Origin of the sequence: Streptomyces sp. NPDC093097, from assembly GCF_044754325.1 — a bacterium.
Lineage (GTDB): Bacteria > Actinomycetota > Actinomycetes > Streptomycetales > Streptomycetaceae > Streptomyces.
Genome location: NZ_JBIVOW010000009.1, coordinates 202,243 through 219,556 on the forward strand (window position 1 = coordinate 202,243; position 17,314 = coordinate 219,556).

13 protein-coding genes are annotated in these 17,314 nt (G+C 71.7%); 3 read left to right on the plus strand and 10 right to left on the minus strand.

The annotated features are described in order from the left end of the window. Positions 1–209: 209 nt before the first annotated feature. Positions 210–1,250, minus strand: a complete 1,041-nt coding sequence (locus ACIQE0_RS18100; RefSeq protein ID WP_366330683.1) for a 3-isopropylmalate dehydrogenase — start codon at positions 1,248–1,250, stop codon at positions 210–212. Positions 1,251–1,392: 142 nt separating this feature from the next. Here ACIQE0_RS18100 and ACIQE0_RS18105 point away from each other — a divergent pair, with 142 nt between their 5' ends. Further along, positions 1,393–3,006, plus strand: coding sequence for a purple acid phosphatase family protein (locus ACIQE0_RS18105; RefSeq protein WP_402333092.1), 1,614 nt, complete (start codon positions 1,393–1,395; stop codon positions 3,004–3,006). 75 nt (positions 3,007–3,081) lie between these two features. On the opposite strand, the gene ACIQE0_RS18110 is transcribed toward ACIQE0_RS18105, so the two are convergent. The 3 genes from ACIQE0_RS18110 to ACIQE0_RS18120 form a co-directional block, all read right to left on the minus strand. After that, positions 3,082–3,213, minus strand: coding sequence for a hypothetical protein (locus tag ACIQE0_RS18110; RefSeq protein ID WP_366330685.1), 132 nt, complete (start codon positions 3,211–3,213; stop codon positions 3,082–3,084). Positions 3,214–3,523: 310 nt separating this feature from the next. After that, complete coding sequence (gene pruA / locus ACIQE0_RS18115; protein ID WP_366330686.1) at positions 3,524–5,164, minus strand: L-glutamate gamma-semialdehyde dehydrogenase; 1,641 nt, start codon at positions 5,162–5,164, stop codon at positions 3,524–3,526. Positions 5,165–5,384: 220 nt separating this feature from the next. Beyond that, positions 5,385–6,311, minus strand: a complete 927-nt coding sequence (locus ACIQE0_RS18120) for a proline dehydrogenase family protein (RefSeq protein ID WP_366330687.1) — start codon at positions 6,309–6,311, stop codon at positions 5,385–5,387. A gap of 206 nt (positions 6,312–6,517) precedes the next feature. On the opposite strand from ACIQE0_RS18120, the gene ACIQE0_RS18125 reads away from it, so the two are divergent. Further along, entirely contained in the window at positions 6,518–7,771 is a 1,254-nt protein-coding gene (locus ACIQE0_RS18125) for a PucR family transcriptional regulator (protein ID WP_402333097.1), read from the plus strand. Between the two features lie 218 nt (positions 7,772–7,989). Continuing rightward, a complete protein-coding gene (locus tag ACIQE0_RS18130) occupies positions 7,990–9,717 on the plus strand; it encodes a TIGR03767 family metallophosphoesterase (RefSeq protein ID WP_402333100.1) in 1,728 nt (575 codons plus the stop codon). Positions 9,718–9,790: 73 nt separating this feature from the next. Here ACIQE0_RS18130 and ACIQE0_RS18135 read toward each other — a convergent pair whose 3' ends face one another. The 6 genes from ACIQE0_RS18135 to ACIQE0_RS18160 form a co-directional block, all read right to left on the minus strand. Next, positions 9,791–10,435, minus strand: coding sequence for a TetR/AcrR family transcriptional regulator (locus ACIQE0_RS18135; RefSeq protein WP_402333103.1), 645 nt, complete (start codon positions 10,433–10,435; stop codon positions 9,791–9,793). 101 nt (positions 10,436–10,536) lie between these two features. Then, entirely contained in the window at positions 10,537–11,538 is a 1,002-nt protein-coding gene (locus tag ACIQE0_RS18140; RefSeq protein ID WP_366330691.1) for a PRC and DUF2382 domain-containing protein, read from the minus strand. A 299-nt stretch (positions 11,539–11,837) separates the two neighbouring features. Next, entirely contained in the window at positions 11,838–13,442 is a 1,605-nt protein-coding gene (gene serA / locus ACIQE0_RS18145) for a phosphoglycerate dehydrogenase (protein WP_366330692.1), read from the minus strand. Positions 13,443–13,702: 260 nt separating this feature from the next. Continuing rightward, positions 13,703–14,701: a ketol-acid reductoisomerase gene (gene ilvC, locus ACIQE0_RS18150; protein ID WP_384098346.1), complete on the minus strand. Its 999-nt coding sequence runs from the start codon at positions 14,699–14,701 to the stop codon at positions 13,703–13,705. A gap of 110 nt (positions 14,702–14,811) precedes the next feature. Further along, the gene (gene ilvN, locus ACIQE0_RS18155; RefSeq protein WP_274913099.1) at positions 14,812–15,336 is read right to left on the minus strand and encodes an acetolactate synthase small subunit; all 525 of its coding nucleotides are present in this window, start codon (positions 15,334–15,336) and stop codon (positions 14,812–14,814) included. Between the two features lie 34 nt (positions 15,337–15,370). Then, positions 15,371–17,227: an acetolactate synthase large subunit gene (locus ACIQE0_RS18160; protein ID WP_402333109.1), complete on the minus strand. Its 1,857-nt coding sequence runs from the start codon at positions 17,225–17,227 to the stop codon at positions 15,371–15,373. Between the last annotated feature and the right edge of the window lie 87 nt (positions 17,228–17,314).

Sequence of the window (17,314 nt, forward strand, 5' to 3'; positions counted from 1 at the left end):
GGTCGTACCGGCGTCCCGGGACATCCGAGTTTCCGGCCGGACGGCGGCCCCGCGTCCGATTATCGCGCGCGGGCGTACGCCACTGGAACCGGTGTGCGCGGCCCGCGTGGGATGAGGGCATCCGCCCCGTCTGTAGCACAGCGGGGGCGGATGCGGACAGCGCCGGACCGTGGGCCGGCCCGGCGCTGTGGGAACTGCCGCGTCAGGCGTCAGCCCGCTACGCGTGCGGTGATCGCGTCACCGATCTGGTCGGTGGTGCGCTCCGCGCCGTCCCTGGCCTCCAGGTCGCCGGCGACCTCCACCTCGATGCGGGCGGCCTGCTTCTCGTAGCCGAGGTGGCGCAGCAGCAGGGCGACGGAGAGGATCGTGGCGGTCGGGTCGGCCTTGCCGGTGCCGGCGATGTCCGGCGCGGAGCCGTGCACCGGCTCGAACATCGAGGGGAACTCCCCGGTGGGGTTGATGTTCCCGGAGGCGGCCAGGCCGATGCCGCCGGTGACGGCCGCGGCGAGGTCGGTGAGGATGTCGCCGAAGAGGTTGTCGGTGACGATCACGTCGAACCGCTCGGGCTGGGTGACGAGGAAGATCGTCGCCGCGTCGACGTGCAGGTAGTCGGTGGTGACCTCGGGGTATTCCTGGCCGACCCGGTCGAAGATGTTCTTCCACATGTGGCCGGCGTAGACCAGGACGTTGTTCTTGTGGACCAGCGTCAGCTTCTTGCGGGGGCGGGAGGCCGCCCGCTCGTAGGCGTCCCGGACCACCCGCTCCACGCCGTAGGCGGTGTTGACGCTGACCTCGGTGGCGACCTCGGCCGGGGTGCCGGTGCGCAGGCTGCCGCCGTTGCCGGTGTACGGGCCCTCGGTGCCCTCGCGGACGACGACGAAGTCGATGTCGGGGCGGCCGGCGAGCGGGGTCGCGGTGTTCGGGAACAGCTTCGAGGGGCGCAGGTTGACGAAGTGGTCGAAGGCGAACCGGAGTGTGAGCAGCAGCCCGCGCTCCAGGACGCCGGACGGCACCGTGGGGTCGCCGATCGCGCCGAGCAGGATCGCGTCGTGCTCCTTGAGGGACGCCAGCTCGGCGTCCGGAAGGGTCTCGCCGGTCCGGTGCCAGCGCCTGGCCCCGAGGTCGTACTCCTTGGTTTCCAGCGTGACGTCCTGCGGGAGGACCGCGGTCAGGACCTTCAGACCCTGGGCCACGACTTCCTGGCCGATTCCGTCGCCGGGGATCACTGCGAGGCGAATGGTGCGAGACATGCCTGGACCCTACTCTTCGTCCCAGTGATTGACATGTGATGTCCGGCATGCGGACAGAGCCGCCGAACTGCACGGCCGGCGGACATCCTCCGTTCATCCGCGCGCTCCGCGGTCGTCGGCCGGACCTGTGAGATTCGGCCATATGACTGCACACCCCCGGGGGGAGCGCCCCCTGCCCTCGCACACCCCCCGCGTCGGTATACCGGAGCAGCTCGCGGCCCGGATGACCATGCCCGAGCAGCACGAGTACCTCCGCACCAAGCTGACCCGCCGAGGGCTGCTGCGCAGCTCCGCGGTCACCGCCGGAATGGTCGCCGGCGGCGGCCTGTTGGCCGCTCCGGCCGCACAGGCCGCCGGTCCGACGCTGCTCTCCGCGCCCGCCACCGCCGCCGTCGACGGCCACCTGGTCGCCCCGTTCGGCCGCCACCTCGCCTTCGGCGCCGATCCGCGCACCCAGATGCGGGTCGGCTGGCAGGTGCCGTTCGCGGTCCGGCGGCCGTATCTGCGGGTCGGCCTGAAGCCCTGGGACCTGGGCCGCAAGGTCCCGGCGGAGGTGCGCCACCTGCACACCCCGGCGCTGTCCGGCAAGCTCCCGGCGGTCGAGCAGTTCTATCTGCACGCGGCGCTGGACGGCCTGCGCCCGGGCACCACCTACTACTACGGCGTCGGCCATGACGGCTTCGACCCGGCCGACCCGCGCCACTTCTCCACCGTCGGCACCTTCCGCACCGCGCCGGCACGCGCCGAGCGGTTCGTCTTCACCGCCTTCGGCGACCAGGGCGTCAGCTACCACGCGCTCGCCAACGACCAGTTGATCCTGGGCCAGAACCCGTCCTTCCATCTGCACGCGGGCGACATCTGCTACGCCGACCCGGACGGCCAGGGCTCCGAGCACGACACCTACGACGCCCGCACCTGGGACCAGTTCCTCGCCCAGACCGAGACGGTGGCCAAGTCGGTGCCGTGGATGGTGACCACCGGCAACCACGACATGGAGGCGTGGTACTCCCCCAACGGCTACGGCGGCCAGTCGGCCCGCTGGTCGCTGCCGGCCAACGGCCCGGACCCCGAACACGCCCCCGGCGTCTACTCGTTCACCTACGGCAACGTGGCCGTGGTCGCCCTGGACGCCAACGACGTCTCCTACGAGATCCCGGCCAACGCCGGCTACACCCAGGGCCGGCAGACCCGCTGGCTGGACCGCCGGCTCGGCGAACTCCGCGCCACCGCCGGCATCGACTTCCTGGTGGTCTTCTTCCATCACTGCGCCTTCTCCACCACCACCTCGCACGCCTCGGAGGGCGGTGTCCGGGACGCCTGGCTGCCGCTCTTCGAGAAGCACCAGGTGGACCTGGTGGTCAACGGCCACAACCACGTCTACGAGCGCACCGACGCCCTCAAGGGCGGCAAGGTCGCCAAGAAGGTCCCGATCGGGGAGACCGTCGACGCCGCGCACGAGGGCATCGTCTATGTGACGGCCGGCGGCGCCGGCAGGTCCCTGTACGACTTCCCGGTGCCCGACAGCTACGAGGGGCACGTCAAGGACCTTGACCACGTGGACACTTACCACTGGGCCAAGGGGCAGGCGAAGGTCGAGGAGAGCGTCGAGTGGTCCCGGGTCCGGTACACCGGGTACTCGTTCATCGCCGTCGAGGTCACCCCGGGCGCCCGGCCCCGGATGGCGGTCACCGCCCTCGCCGAGTCCGGTGAGCGGATCGACCACTTCGCGGTCACCCGGTCCCGTCGCCGGGGCTGACCGCCTGCCCGCACCGCGCCGAGGCGCCCGGGATCACGTCCCGGGCGCCTCGGCGCTGGTGCGGGGTCGGGGTGCTCAGTGACCGGTGGCGCCGCCGTTGTCGCGGCGGTCGAGCGCGCGCTGGAGGGCGGCCGCGGCGTTGCGGCGGTCGGCGTCGCCGGTCTGACGGGAGGAGTGACGGGTCCTGCGGAGGATGGTCTCGGCCATGATGCGCGTCTCCAATGCCGAAGCCCCGAGCGGACAGGGGTGCGTCGAAGAAGAAGGGTGGGTGGTGCGGGGAGGGCCGAAGGGGCGGGGGCCGCGGCACCGCAGGGGTCACCTGCGCTCGGCGCACCGGGCCGCATCCGCGTTCGCTGGATGCAGCGAAGCGTTCGGCTCCTACAACGCTAGGACAGCTCGGCCGTGCTGTCTGCACAATTACTTGGGCTTCCTACTATTTGAGACGGCGATCACGAAACGGCCGACGGCCCGGCACCCGTTGCGGGGTGCCGGGCCGTCGGCCGTTCGCGGGCGGGCGTCAGCCCATGTGCGGGTAGCGGTAGTCGGTCGGCGGGACCAGGGTCTCCTTGATGGAGCGGGTGGAGGTCCAGCGCATGAGGTTCTGCTTGGCGCCGGCCTTGTCGTTGGTGCCCGAGGCCCGGCCGCCGCCGAACGGCTGCTGGCCGACCACGGCGCCGGTGGGCTTGTCGTTGATGTAGAAGTTGCCCGCGGCGAACCGCAGCTTCTCGCAGGTGGCGACGGCCGCGGCGCGGTCCTGGGCGATGACGGCGCCGGTCAGGCCGTAGGCCGAGGCGGACTCCATCTGGTCCAGCATGGCCTCGTAGCCGCCCTCGACGGCGTCGTCGTAGACGTAGACGCCGAGGATCGGGCCGAAGTACTCGTCCTTGAAGATCTCGTTCTCCGGGTCGGTGGAGACCAGGACCGTCGGGCGGACGAAGTAGCCCACGCTGTCGTCGTAGGTGCCGCCGGCCACGACCTCGACGGTCGGGTCGGCCTTGGCGCGGTCGATCGCCGCCTTGTTCTTGGCGAAGGAGCGCTCGTCGATGACGGCGCCCATGAAGTTCGCCAGCTCGGTGACGTCGCCCATGGTCAGGGCGTCGACCTCGGCGGCGAACTCCTCCTTCAGGCCCGCGTTCCACAGCGAGGCCGGGACGTAGGCGCGGGAGGCCGCGGAGCACTTCTGGCCCTGGAACTCGAAGGCGCCGCGGGTCATGGCGGTCTTCAGGACGGCGCGGTCGGCCGAGGGGTGGGCGACGATGAAGTCCTTGCCGCCGGTCTCGCCGACCAGCCGCGGGTAGGTCCGGTACTTCTCGATGTTGGTGCCGACCGTCTTCCAGAGGTACTGGAAGGTCTTGGTGGAACCGGTGAAGTGGATACCGGCCAGCTCGGGGTGGTTCAGGGCCACCTCGGAGACGTCCTTGCCGTCGCCGGTGACGAGGTTGATGACGCCGGGCGGCAGGCCGGCCTCCTCCAGCAGGCGCATCAGCAGCACCGCGGCGAAGGTCTGCGTCGGGGACGGCTTCCAGACCACCACGTTGCCCATCAGGGCGGGGGCGGTGGGGAGGTTGCCGGCGATCGCGGTGAAGTTGAAGGGCGTGATCGCGTAGACGAAGCCCTCAAGGGGGCGGTGGTCCGAGCGGTTCCAGACGCCGGGGGCGTTCACCGGGGGCTGCTCGGCCAGGATCTGGCGCGCGAAGTGGACGTTGAAGCGCCAGAAGTCGACCAGCTCGCAGGGGGTGTCGATCTCGGCCTGCTGGGCGGTCTTGGACTGGCCGAGCATGGTGGCGGCGGCCATCGTCTCGCGCCAGGGGCCGGCCAGCAGGTCGGCGGCCTTGAGGATGATCGCGGCGCGGTCGTCGAAGGGCATCGCGCGCCAGGCGGGGGCGGCGGCCAGGGCCGCGTCCACCGCGTCCTGGGCGTCCTGGACGGTGGCGTTGGCGTACGTGCCCAGGCGGGCGGAGTGGTGGTGCGGCTGCACGACGTCGAAGCGCTCGCCACCGCCCATCCGTCGCGTGCCGCCGATGGTCATCGGCAGCTCGATGGGGTTGCCGGCCAGCTCCTTGAGCTTGGCCTCCAGGCGGAATCGCTCCGGGCTGCCGGGGGCGTAGCTGTGCACCGGCTCGTTCACCGGCACGGGGACCTGGGTCACAGCGTCCATGGTGGCCGTGTCTCCTTACGCTTGCGATCGTCGTTCGCGATCGTTTCGTTGTCGTACGTCGGTGTACGTCGGTCGTGCCGAGGTCGCTGCCACGGCGGGTGGCCCTGGTGGGGCGGCGGCGCGGGGCGCCGCCGGGAGCATCCCCCTCCCCCTCCAGAATCCACCCATCGGCTTCTAAAAGGGATGGTAAACGCCGTCCCAAAAGAGCCGGTCGGTCGGGTCAGCCCCGGGTGGCCAGGGACCGGAGGAAGAAGGTCAGGTTGGCCGGGCGCTCGGCGAGCCGTCGCATGAAGTAGCCGTACCAGTCCGTCCCGTAGGGGACGTAGACGCGCATCCGGTGCCCCTCCTCCACCAGGCGCCGCTGCTCCGCCTCGCGGATGCCGAACAGCATCTGGAACTCGTAGTCGCCGGGCTTGCGGCCGGTGCGGTGCGCCAGCTCCTGGGCGATGGCGACCATCCGCGGGTCGTGCGAGCCGACCATCGGGTAGCCCTCGCCGGCCATCAGGATCTTCAGGCAGCGCACATAGGCCCGGTCGACCTCCCGCTTGTCCTGGAACGCGACCGTCGCGGGCTCCTTGTACGCGCCCTTGACCAGCCGCACCCGGGACCCTTCCCCGGCCAGCGCCCGGCAGTCGTCCTCGGTGCGGAAGAGGTAGGACTGGAGCACCGCGCCGGTCTGCGGGAAGCGCTCGCGCAGCGCGCCGAGGATCGCCAGGGTGGAGTCGACCGTGGTGTGGTCCTCCATGTCCAGCGTCACGGTGGTGCCGGCCTCGGCGGCGGCCTCCACCACCGGGGTGACGTTGCGCAGCGCGAGGTCGTGCCCGCCGGACAGCGCCTGCCCGAAGGCGGAGAGCTTCACCGACATCTCGGCCTTGGCGCCGAGGCCCAACTCCTTGAGCGCGGCGGCCAGCTGGAGGTAGGCGTCGCGGTTGCGGAGCGCCTCGGCCGGGTCGGTGATGTCCTCGCCGAGGAAGTCGAGGGTGACCTCCATGCCGCGTGCGGCGAGCTGGCGCACCGACGCCATCGACTCGTCCAGATGCTCACCGGCGACGAACCGGTCGACCACGGGTCGGGTGACCGGAGCGGCCGCGACGACGCGGCGGATGCCGTCGCTGCGCGCGGCGGCGAGAAGCACGGGACCCAGCATGGGGCACCTCCATGATCCAGGATGACAAATGCCGGGGCGGGCGCCGAGCGGGCGGCACGCGGCGGCAAGATGAGCCACCTGAAATTTAAGGATCTCGCCACTTTCCGGCCATCGACAGCTGTCACGCCTTCGTGGCCGGCATCTCAGACAGATGTATGAGAATGGGAGGGAGGTGACGGCAGCGACAGGAGAGGGGTCGGGCGGCGGTGCGCAGCGACTACCAGCATCTGGTGGACGAGATCTCGGCGGCGCTCGGCGCGCCGGCGACCCTGGAGGACCGGGACTTCGGGCTGATCGCGTTCGGGGCGCACGAGGGCGAGGACGACGAGGTCATGGACCCGGTGCGGACCCGCTCGATCCTCCAGCGGCGGTCCTCGGCGGCGGTGCGCGCCTGGTTCGAGGCGTTCGGCATCGCCCGCGCCACGTCCCCGCTGCGGATTCCCCCGGACCCGGCGGCCGGGGTGTTCAAAGGCCGGATCTGTCTGCCCGTACGGCACCGCGGGGTGGTGCACGGCTACGTCTGGCTCCTGGACGACGGCCATCTGACCGATCTGGAACTGGGCGGCCCCGACAGCCCGCCGGACCCCCGGATCGCCCAGGCGATGGAGAGCGCCGCGCGGATCGGCGCCCTGCTGGCCGAGGAGTCCCGGGCCGGCTCCGAACTGACTGAGGTGCTGCGGGAGTTGCTCGCCTCGCCGACGGGGGCCAGGGCCGCCGCGGCGGCCGCGCTGCGGGACGCCCTGAGGGACACCCTCCGCTTCACCCCCGGCACCCCGCTCACCCTGGTCGCCATCCTTCCCTGGGACACCGCCGATCCGGCCCGGCTGCCGAGCCTGCCCGGACTGCTCGCGGCCTGCCCGCTGCCCGCCGCGGACGCCGACACCCCGGACCGGCCGGGGCCCGGCGCCGCCGAACCCGCACTGGCCGCACTGGTCCGGCTGCGCCAGACCGGTTCGCTCGCCCCGGCCCACACCGCCGCCGACCACCTGCTGCGCTCCCCGCGGGCGGGCGGCGCCCCCGCCCCGTCCGGCCGGGCGGGCATCCGCCCCGCCCCGGTCGCCGCCGGGATCGGCGTCCCCACCCGGGAGCTGACCGGACTCCCCGGCTCCTGGCGGCAGGCCCTGGACGCGGCCCGCGCGGCCCGCGCCGAGCCCCGGCTGAGCCCCGTCGCCGAGTGGATCGACCTCGGCGCCTACCGCCTGCTGACCGCCCTCCCGGCCGCCGCGCCGGACCCGTCCGTCGGCCCGCTGCTCGCCCCCGCGCACGCCGAACTCGCCCGTACCGCCGAGGCGTTCCTCGACTGCGCCGGCCAGGCCGGCCGCACCGCCCAGCACCTGGGCATCCACCGCCAGACCCTCTACTACCGCCTGGGCCGGGTCGAGAAGCTGACCGGCCTCGACCTGGACGAGGGCGCGGACCGGCTGCTGCTCCACATGGCGCTGAAGGCGTCCCGGCTGTGACGGAGGCCGGGGCGGCCCACCGCTGAGCCGCCGGATGCCTGGAGTGCCCCGGGATACCACCGGTTGGCCACCTGACGGTCGCAAACCCTTTGTCCACAGGCCCTGTTGCCGGCCGCTACCGGCAAGTAGCGTGTCGGCCGACCAGGGGAGCCCGGCTGCCGGACCGGACCGCGGGCCCCGTCACCCGCCGCCACGCGCAGCCGTCCCAGGGGGATTTGATGCACGGGATGAACCGCCGCCAGTTCGTATCGAGGATGTCCGCCGCGATGGCGGGCGCCGCACTGTGGTCGGCGGCCTCCTACGACCAGGCGCTGGCGGTCACCGCGGCGCGGGCCGTGCGGACCAGGGGCACCACACTGGAGCAGGCCGCCCGGCCGACCGGCGCCGGGGCGTACAAGAGGCTGGTGGCCGGGCCCGGTTGGCCGCTGGTGGTGCGCGGCGAGCTGGCCTCCGGGAGCGCGGGGCGGGACGACCGCCGCACCGGGCTCGCCTCGTTCGTGCAGTTCACCGACATGCATCTGGCGGACGTCGAGTCGCCGGTGCGGTTCGAGTACCTGGCGCGGTTCAACGGCAGTGCGCACCGCCCGCAGGAGGCGCTGACGGTGCGCGGCGCCTCCTCGCTCATCGAGCGGGTCAACGCGGTGCGCCAAGGCCCGTACACCGGCCTGCCGTTCGGCCTGGTGATGGCCACCGGCGACAACACCGACAACCACGAGCACATCGAGCTCGACTGGTACCTGACGGTGATGAGCGGCGGCCGGATCACCCCCAGCAGCGGCGACCCCCGGCGCTACGAGGGCGTGCAGAACTCCGGCAACGCGGCGTACTGGAACCCCGAGTCCCCGCTCCAGGACGCCTACAAGGCCAAGGGGCTGCCCGAGATACCGGGCTTCCTGTCCGGCGCGGCCCGCCCGTTCAGCGCGCCCGGCCTGTCCGTCCCCTGGTACACCACGGTCGGCAACCACGACGACAGCATCCAGGGCACCCTGCCCGACCTCGGCCTGCTGAACGCGCTCTACACCGGCGACCGCAAGCTGGAGGGCTGCGACGACGCCACCGCGGCCCGGCTCGCCGACGCCCTCCGCAACGACCCGGGCCACGCCGCGACGCTGCTCGGCTCGCTGCTGGCCGGCGGCGGCGCGATCCGCAAGGTCACCCCGGACGAGCGGCGCCGCCCGTTCACCCCGGCCGAGTTCGCCAAGGCCCATCTGGACCCGGCGTACACCGGCGCCGGCCCGGTGGGCCACGGCTTCACCTCCGACGCGGCGTCCAGCGGCCGGCTCTACTACACCTTCCCGCTCGCCGAGGGCGTCCTGGGCGTCAGCCTGGACACCACCAACCGCGCCGGCTGGGCGGACGGTTCCCTGGGCACCGAGCAGCTGCACTGGCTGGAGTCGGTCCTCAAAGACCACAGCAGCCGCTGGTACGACACCGACGGCCGCACGGTGCGCGGCGGCGCGGGCGACTGCCCGATCGTCCTCTTCAGCCACCACACCAGCACCAGCATGGGCAATCTGCTGCCCGACCCCTACCGCCCGTTCGAGGCCCGGCACGACGGCAAGGCCGTGGTGGAGCTGGCCCAGCGCTTCCCCAACGTGGTCGCCTGGGTGAACGGCCACACCCACGAGAACCGCATCACCCCGCACGGCCACGCCGTCCCCGAGCGCGCCTTCTGGGAGATCAACACCGCCTCGCACGTGGACTATCCGCAGCACGCCCGGATCATCGAGCTGGCCGACAACGGCGACGGGACGCTGTCCCTGTTCACCACCCTGATCGAGTCCGCCGCCCCGTACGTCTCCTCGGTCACCGACACCTCCGACGCCGGGCTTGCCGCCCTGTACCGCGAGCTGTCCTACAACGACCCCAACGGCACCCCCGACGTCCGGCTCGGCACCTCCGCCGACCACAACACCGAGCTGCTGCTGACCCGCCCGGGGAAGTGAGCGGCCCGAAGCAAGTGGGCCGTCCGCTACGGGAGTTGGGCCGGTTCACACCTCCGGCCCGCTCCTCCCGGCCCTACCCGTCCCGCCCGGTCCGCTCCGCCGCCGGCACCGGCTCCGGGCCGGCGGGCCCGAGCACCTCGCCCGTCGTCACCCGGCGGAGCGCCTCCGCCAGGTCGGCGCCGGACGGCATCGCGTCCGGCCGGACCAGCGACTGGACCATCAGCCCCGTGAGCAGGGCCTGGTAGAAGGAGCCGACGATGCGGGCGGCCGCCGGATCCACCTCGGTGTCCGGCACCCCCTCGAAGACCGCGACCAGGCCCTCGCCGCCCTCGGGCAGCACCTCGCCGAGCGCCTCCCGCAGCCCGGCGTCGCGCGGCAGCAGCCCCAGCACCTCGACCTGCGCGGCGATGAACTCCCGCTCGGTGGCGATGCGGTGGAGCACCGCGTCCCAGGTGGCGGCGAAGCGGTCCAGCGGACCGGCGTCCGCGGCGGCCCCTTCGCGGTCGGCCGCCGGCGGTGCGGCGGTCCCGGCTCCCCACTCCTCGATGGACGCGATGAGCGCCTGGCGCATCAGGGCGTCCTTGGAGCCGTAGTGGTAGCCGATGGAGGCGAGGTTGGCACCGGAGGCGGCCACGATGTCGCGGGCGGTGGTGCGCGCGTAGCCCTTCTCCACCAGGCACCGCTTGGCGCCCTCCAGCAGATCTTCGCGGTGTCCCATGCGGGCACCCTACCCCCGGCCGTACGCCCGTACGGGACGGGCGCCGGGACCGGTCGGGCGGGCCGGAGGGCGCCACCGCGGCGCCGCGCGAACCCTCCCGGTCAGCGAATCCGGCCGGTCCCCGGTCCGCCGCGCTCGCCCCGGCCGCTCTGCCGGCCGTCGTCGAACTCCAGCGTCTCCTTGCGGACTTCGGCCGTGACCTCGCGCTGCTCGGTGACCCGCTCGGTCTCCAGCCGCACCCGCTCGACCGCCACGGTCCGCTTGCTGACCACCGGCTGCTCCTCGTGGAGCACGACCTCGACCTGGCCCTCGCCGAGCTTCGGCGCACCGCGGCCCGCCCGGCGATCGTCCTCGGTGATCTTCTCCCGGATCACCCGGACCTCCTCGTGGCTGACCGGAACGGTCTGGTGCACATCCTCGGTCACCACATGTTTACGCAGGTGGGCCCGGCCGGCCTCGCGCTCCTCGGTGCCGATCTCCAACCGCTCCTCGGACAGCACGATCTCGGTGGTGCCCTCCGCGCCGCGGGCGATGTCCTGCTCCCCGCGGCCGCGCGACACCGCCATCGGCCGGCCGGTGTCCTGGGTCCGGGCGTCGGTCAGCTTGTTGCGTTCGGCGTCGGCGCCGGCGCGGGTGCGGTGCTGGACGGGCGCGTCCGCCTCCGCCCGGCCCCGGATGCCGGCCGCGCCGCCGGCCCCACCGGTCACGGTCGGCCGGGACGAGGCGGCGCCCGACCCGCGGGTCTCGGTGACCCGCGCCGGGCCCGGGGCCGCGGCCGTCCCCGGCCTGATCAGCCCGTAGTGGCGGTAGAGCCGCTCCTCCTCGGACGGGTCGAGGTGCCCTTCGGCGTCGATCCTCGGCGCGTCCTTGATCGTCTCCTTGGCGTGCGGGACGTGCAGTTCGTCGCCGACCCGGCGGGCCCCGGCCAGCGGCACGAAGGTCTCCTTCATCCCGAACAGCCCGGTCCGCACGGTGATCCACTCCGGCTCGTTGGTGGCATCGTCGCGGTACACCTGCTGGACGACGCCCACCTTCGCGCCCTCCGCGTCCACCACGTGCAGTCCGGTCAGACTCTGCGGAGTGCCACCCAGGGGTGTGTTCATGGCGTCCTGCCTCCTTCCGCGCGCGCCGGCTCAGGAGGCACGCGCAGTTCCCATTGCGCGCCGCGAACGCCGCTGCAGCGACTCGGGAGAGCTGGCGGACACCGGCTCCCGGGCCCCGTCGATGCTGGTGAGGGGGTGCCCGCCCCATGGACCCGTTAGCCCATTCGGGTGAATGGTTGAGGGGTCAGCCACCGCGGGCGCATCGGCCGGTCCGTCCGTACGATGCCCGGACGGCCGCGGGCCCGGCCCCCGCCGAAGCGCGGAGCCGGGCCCGTTGACCTGGGAGAACGACCGGTGGCTCAGTGGGTGAGGTTCACCGCGCGCACCGAGGTCGCGCCGATCTCCTCGGCGATCTCGGCCAGCACATTCGCCGGAATGGTGTCGTCGACGGTCAGCACCACCAGCGCCTCGCCGCCGACATCGGCCCGGGAGACCTGCATCCCGCCGATGTTGATGCCCGCCTCGCCCAGGATCCGGCCGACGGTGCCGACGACGCCGGGGCGGTCGGTGTAGCGCAGGAACGCCATGTGGTCGGCGAGCGCGAGGTCGATGGAGTGGTCACCCACCGCGACGACCTTCTGGACGTTCTTGTGGCCGGCGAGCGTGCCGGAGATCGACACCTCCTCGCCGCCCGCGAGGGTGCCGCGCACGGTGACCACGTTGCGGTGCTCGGGCGACTCGCTGCTGGTGGTCAGCCGCACCTCGACGCCGCGCTCCTGCGCGAACAGCGGGGCGTTGACGTAGGACACCGTTTCGTCCACGACGTCCTCGAACACGCCCTTGAGCGCGGAGAGTTCGAGCACCTTGACGTCGTGCTGGGTGATCTCGCCGTACACCTCGACGTCGAGCCGCAGGGCGACCTCGCCGGCCAGCGCGGTGAAGATCCGGCCCAGCCGCTCGGCGAGCGGCAGGCCCGGCTTGACGTCCTCGGCGATGACACCGCCCTGGACGTTGACCGCGTCCGGCACCAGCTCGCCGGCGAGCGCCAGCCGCACCGACTTGGCAACCGCGATACCGGCCTTCTCCTGCGCCTCGCCCGTCGAGGCGCCCAGGTGCGGGGTGCACACGACCTGGTCGAAGGCGAAGAGCGGCGAGTCGGTGCAGGGCTCGACGGTGTACACGTCCAGGCCCGCGCCGGCGACCCGGCCCTCCTTGAGCGCGTCGGCCAGTGCCGCCTCGTCGACGATCCCGCCGCGCGCGGCGTTGACGATCCGGACGCTCGGCTTGACCTTGCGCAGCGCCTCGTCGCCGATCAGGCCGAGGGTCTCGGGGGTCTTGGGGAGGTGGACGGTGATGAAGTCCGAGACCTCCAGCAGCTCGTCCAAGGACAGCAGCTTGACGCCCATCTGCGCGGCGCGGGCCGGCTGGACGTAGGGGTCGTAGGCCGCGACCTTCATGCCGAAGGCGGACATCCGCTGCGCGACCAGGACGCCGATCCGGCCCAGGCCGACCACGCCGAGGGTCTTCTCACTGAGCTCGACGCCGGTGTACTTGCTGCGCTTCCACTCGCCGTTCTTCAGCGCGGTGTTGGCCTGCGGGATGTTGCGGGCGGTGGCCAGCAGCAGACCGCAGGCCAGCTCGGCGGCGGTGACGATGTTGGAGGTCGGGGCGTTGACGACCATCACGCCGGCCTTGGTGGCGGCGGAGACGTCGACGTTGTCCAGACCCACACCGGCCCGGGCGACGACCTTCAGCTTCTTCGCGGCGGCGATCGCCTCGGCGTCGACCTTGGTCGCACTGCGCACGAGGATGGCGTCGACGTCGGTGATGGCGGGCAGCAGTTCGGCGCGGTCGGCGCCGTTGCAGTGCCGGATCTCGAAGTCCGGTCCGAGGGCGTCGACGGTGGCCGGGGAGAGTTCCTCGGCGATCAGTACAACGGGTTTACCCGGGTTGGCAGTGCTCACGTGGTCTTCAGTCCTCACTGGTCCTTCGCAGACGGCCGTCCCGACGGCCGAAGGCGGTGAAGGGGGGAAAGCCGCGTGGAAGACACACGACGCTGTGAGCCTGACGCGCTTGTGACGAGCAGTGTAGTGGTGGGGGACGGCACCGTCAGTGCCGAAGCGTAAGGATCACCCATGCGTGGTTCTACGCGGTGGACAAGGCGGGAGGGGGACAGACGGACGAGGGGGCCGCGAGCAGTGCCGCGCCCCCCTCGTCCCGGGGCTCACGCCTCGTCGTCCACCCAGCTCATCAGCTTGCGCAGCTTCTTGCCGGTGGTCTCCAGCACGTGGTCCTCGTCGGCCTTCTTGTACTCGTTGTACTTCGGCAGGCCGGCGTTGTACTCCGCCATCCAGTTGTTGGCGAAGGTGCCGTCCTGGATCTCGGTGAGGACCTTCTTCATCTCGGCCTTGGTGGCGTCGGTGATGATCCGCGGGCCGGTGACGTAGTCGCCCCACTCGGCGGTCTCGGAGATCGACCAGCGCATCTTCTCCAGGCCGCCCTCGTACATGAGGTCCACGATCAGCTTCAGCTCGTGGAGGCACTCGAAGTAGGCGATCTCGGGCTGGTACCCCGCCTCGACCAGGGTCTCGAAGCCGGCCTTGACCAGGGCGGCGGTGCCGCCGCAGAGCACGGCCTGCTCACCGAACAGGTCGGTCTCGGTCTCCTCGGTGAAGGTCGTCTTGATGACGCCGGCGCGGGTGCCGCCGATGGCCTTGGCGTAGGAGAGCGCCAGGTCGAACGCCGTGCCGGTGGCGTCCTGCTCGACGGCGGCGATGCACGGCACGCCGCGGCCCTCCTCGTACTGCCGGCGGACCAGGTGGCCCGGGCCCTTGGGGGCGACCATGCAGACGTCCACGCCGGCCGGGGCCTTGATGAAGCCGTAGCGGATGTTCAGACCGTGGCCGAAGAACAGCGCGTCGCCGTCCTTGAGGTGGTCCTTGATGGACTCCTCGTAGACCTTGGCCTGGATCGGGTCCGGCACCAGGATCATGATGACGTCGGCCTCGGCGGCCGCCTCCGCGGGGGTCACCACGCGCAGGCCCTGCTCCTCGGCCTTCGCCTTCGACTTGGAGCCCTCGTGCAGACCGACGCGCACGTCGACGCCGGAGTCGCGCAGCGAGAGCGCGTGGGCGTGGCCCTGGCTTCCGTAGCCGATGACCGCGACCTTGCGGTTCTGAATGAGGGACAGGTCGGCGTCATTGTCGTAGAACAGCTCGGCCACTTCGGGTATCTCCTTGGTTCTCGCGGGTGCCCACACAGTACGTCGGGCGGGGTGGGAAAGGTCGGTGGGTCTCGCCATGCGGTCCGGGTCGGGCGCGGCGGGCGGGTGGTTCAGGCCGTGCGGTCCAGCGCGCGCAGCGAGCGGTCGGTGATGGACCGGGCGCCCCGCCCTATGGCGATGGTGCCGGACTGCACCAGCTCCTTGATGCCGAACGGCTCCAGCATCCGGAGCATCGCCTCCAGCTTGTCGCTGGACCCGGTGGCCTCGATCGTGACGGCCTCCGGCGAGACGTCCACGGTCTTGGCGCGGAAGAGCTGGACGATCTCGACGATCTGCGAGCGGGTCTCGTTGTCGGCGCGCACCTTCACCAGGACCAGCTCGCGCTGGATGGCCGAACCCGGCTCCAGCTCGACGATCTTCAGCACGTTGACGAGCTTGTTGAGCTGCTTGGTGACCTGCTCCAGCGGCAGCGACTCGACGCTGACCACGATGGTGATGCGGGAGATGTCGGGGTGCTCGGTGACACCGACCGCCAGCGAGTCGATGTTGAAGCCGCGGCGGGAGAACAGTGCGGCGATCCGGGCGAGGATGCCGGGGGTGTTCTCCACCAGGACGGAGAGCGTGTGCTTGGACATGAGGTCTTCTCTCTTCTTCCGTGACGTCCTGGCGTCAGTCGTCTTCGTTGTCGCCGAAGTCGGGACGCACGCCCCGGGCGGCCATGACCTCGTCGTTGGAGGTGCCGGCGGCGACCATCGGCCACACCTGGGCGTCCTCGTGGACGATGAAGTCGACGACGACCGGGCGGTCGTTGATGGCGTTGGCCTCTTCGATGACCTTGTCCAGCTCGTCCGGGTCCTCGCAGCGCAGCGCGACACAGCCCATCGCCTCGGCCAGCTTGACGAAGTCCGGGACGCGGGTGCCGCGGGCCTCGGGGTTGATGTCCTCGGGGCCGCTGTGCAGCACGGTGTTGGAGTAGCGCTGGTTGTAGAAGAGGGTCTGCCACTGGCGGACCATGCCCAGCGCGCCGTTGTTGATGATCGCGACCTTGATCGGGATGTTGTTGAGCGCGCAGGTGACCAGTTCCTGATTGGTCATCTGGAAGCAGCCGTCGCCGTCGATCGCCCAGACCGTGCGGTCCGGCACACCGGCCTTGGCGCCCATCGCCGCGGGCACGGCGTAGCCCATCGTGCCGGCGCCACCGGAGTTCAGCCAGGTCTTGGGCTGGTCGTAGTCGATGAAGTGGGCGGCCCACATCTGGTGTTGGCCGACGCCGGCGGCGAAGACCGTGCCGGCCGGGGCGAGTTTGCCGATCCGCTCGATGACCTGCTGCGGGGAGAGGCTGCCGTCGTCCGGCAGGTGGTAGCCCAGCGGGTAGGTCTCGCGCCAGCGGTTGAGCGCCTTCCACCAGGCCTCGTAGTCGCCCTTGTGGCCGGCCTCGTGCTCGGCCTGGACCGCGACGATCAGGTCGGCGATGACCTCGCGGGCGTCCCCGACGATCGGCACGTCCGCGGCGCGGTTCTTGCCGATCTCGGCCGGGTCGATGTCGGCGTGCACGACCTTGGCGTGCGGGGCGAAGGAGTCCAGCTTGCCGGTGACCCGGTCGTCGAAGCGGGCGCCGAGGGTGATCAGCAGGTCCGCCTTCTGGAGCGCGGCGACAGCGGTGACCGAGCCGTGCATCCCGGGCATGCCCAGGTGCTGGGGGTGGGTGTCGGGGAAGGCGCCCAGCGCCATCAGGGTGGTGGTGACCGGGGCGCCGGTCAGCTCGGCGAGCACCTTCAACTCGGCGGTGGCGCCGGCCTTGAGGACACCGCCGCCGACGTAGAGGACCGGGCGGTTGGACTCGGCGATCAGCCGGGCGGCCTCGCGGATCTGCTTGGCGTGCGGCTTGGTGACGGGGCGGTAGCCGGGCAGGTCGGTCTGCGGCGGCCAGACGAAGGTGGTCTGCGCCTGGAGGGCGTCCTTGGCGATGTCGACCAGGACCGGGCCGGGGCGGCCGGTGGAGGCGACGTGGAACGCCTCGGCGATCGTCTTGGCGATGTCGGCCGGGTCGGTCACCAGCCAGTTGTGCTTGGTGATCGGCATGGTGATGCCGCAGATGTCCGCCTCCTGGAAGGCGTCCGTGCCGATCGCCTTGGACGAGACCTGACCGGTGATCGCGACCAGCGGGACGGAGTCCATGTGCGCGTCGGCGATCGGGGTGACCAGGTTGGTGGCGCCCGGCCCCGAGGTCGCCATGCAGACCCCGACCTTGCCGGTGGCCTGGGCGTATCCGGTGGCGGCGTGTCCCGCGCCCTGCTCGTGCCGCACCAGCACGTGCCGGACCTTCGAGGAGTCCATCATCGGGTCGTACGCCGGCAGGATCGCACCACCGGGAATGCCGAACACGGTGTCGGCCCCGACCTCCTCCAGCGCACGGATGAGGGCCTGCGCGCCCGTCACGTGCTCGACGATCGCGGGCTGCTGCGATCCGCCGGAGTGACGGGCCCGCGGCTGCGGATGGTGGGCCCCGGTGGCCTGCTCGGTCATCTGCGTCTCTTCTCGAAGCTGAGGGTTTTGACGGGATTTGTGAGGTTGCTGTGCAACAAAAAACCCCTCGTGCCGTGAGGCAAGCGA